Annotated in this window: 2 protein-coding genes; both read right to left on the minus strand. The window is 64.7% G+C overall.

Annotated elements, in window-relative coordinates; all coding sequences use genetic code 11:
• Positions 1-524, minus strand: a 524-nt coding sequence (locus GEV05_20500) for a class II aldolase/adducin family protein (protein MPZ45725.1), incomplete at its 3' end; no start/stop codon positions are given.
• Between the two features lie 355 nt (positions 525-879).
• A partial coding sequence (locus tag GEV05_20505; protein MPZ45726.1) for a hypothetical protein occupies positions 880-1,384 on the minus strand: 505 nt, incomplete at its 5' end.

Raw genomic sequence — 1,384 nt, forward strand, 5'->3', positions numbered from 1 at the left:
GGGCCCAGATCGCGGGCGAGGCGCTCGCGCTCGTCCATATCCAGCGCAATGCCCTCGTAATCGTGATAGGTGACATCGCCCACGATGCGCATGGAATGCTGGCTCAGCGGCAGCACGCCTTCGCTCATGGCCGACACGGCAATCCCCGCCCGCGTGTGGGTATGCAACACGCAGTGGGCGTCGGGCCGCACGGTGTGAACGCAGCCGTGGATGACGAAGCCAGCCTGGTTGATGCCAAGACCGGTGATGTCTTCGAGGATATTGCCCTCGTGATCCACCTTCACCAGATTGGATGCGGTGACCTCGTCGAACATCAGGCCATAGGCATTGAGCAGGAAGTGGTTGTCGGCGTCCGGCACACGGGCGGAGAAATGCGTGAGGATGATGTCCGTCCAGCCGTAGATGACGGCCAGGTGATAGGCGGCGGCGAGGTCGGTGCGCACCTGCCACTCGGCTTCGCTGACCCGGTCCTTCACCGACGCTTGCTTTTTTGCTTGCCTGCTCGCCAGCTTGGTCACCGCCATGATGTCCTCCTGTGAGTGGTTCGGAATCGACGCGAATGCGATCCTGCGATCACCCGCACAGCTTCGGTAACGATCGGGGCCATCATACTGCGGAACCGAGCGGCCCGGACGAACACCTTCCCGGCCAGATCGTGCCGTATGCGGAAGAATCGACTACCTTGCCACACTCACCCCGCGCTATTGCGCCCGGCGCCCGCCGCGCGAAAGAGTGTAGGCGCCACGAGGCGTGGAGACAGACGATGATCGTTGCGCGCGCGGCCTCGACGAAGTGCTTGTCCTCGGCGGCGAGCTTCGCCCGAGCCTTTGGAGGCGTGCTCGCAGCGAGCGTATAGCAGAGGGATGCGACGGCTGGATACTACAGCGCGGGCTTCGAGTCGTCCCCCGCAGGCGGTACGTCGAACGCGTTCGCGACCAGGCTCATCATCGCGATGTAACCAACCGTCACGGCGAGCTGCACCGTCGCCGCAATGCCGAGCTGCTTGATCGCGGCCTGGTAGGTGTCTTCGGCGATGTGGTGGTTTCCGCGCAGCAGCTGGCGGCAGAAACTGAATATGACGCTGTGTTCTCCAGCGAGTGGGGTGAGCGGTTTGCCGTGCTCGAGGGCCTCGATCAGAGCGCCGTCCACACCGGCCAAGCGGGCGCGGCGCACGCTCGCATCCCATGCGTAGTTACAGTCGAGCTCGCGCGCCGCGATGAGGCAGGCGAGCGTCTGGACTGCCGGCGGCAGGACCGAGTGGTAGAGGACGAAATCGCCGATGTTGGCGATGCGCGCCGCGACGTCCGGCGAGTGCAGCAGAACCTGGAACGCGCCGGAGAGCCAGCCGCGCGTGAGCACGATGCGATCGACGAAGTGCTGATGC

The organism is Betaproteobacteria bacterium (genome assembly GCA_009377585.1).
Taxonomy (GTDB): domain Bacteria; phylum Pseudomonadota; class Gammaproteobacteria; order Burkholderiales; family WYBJ01; genus WYBJ01.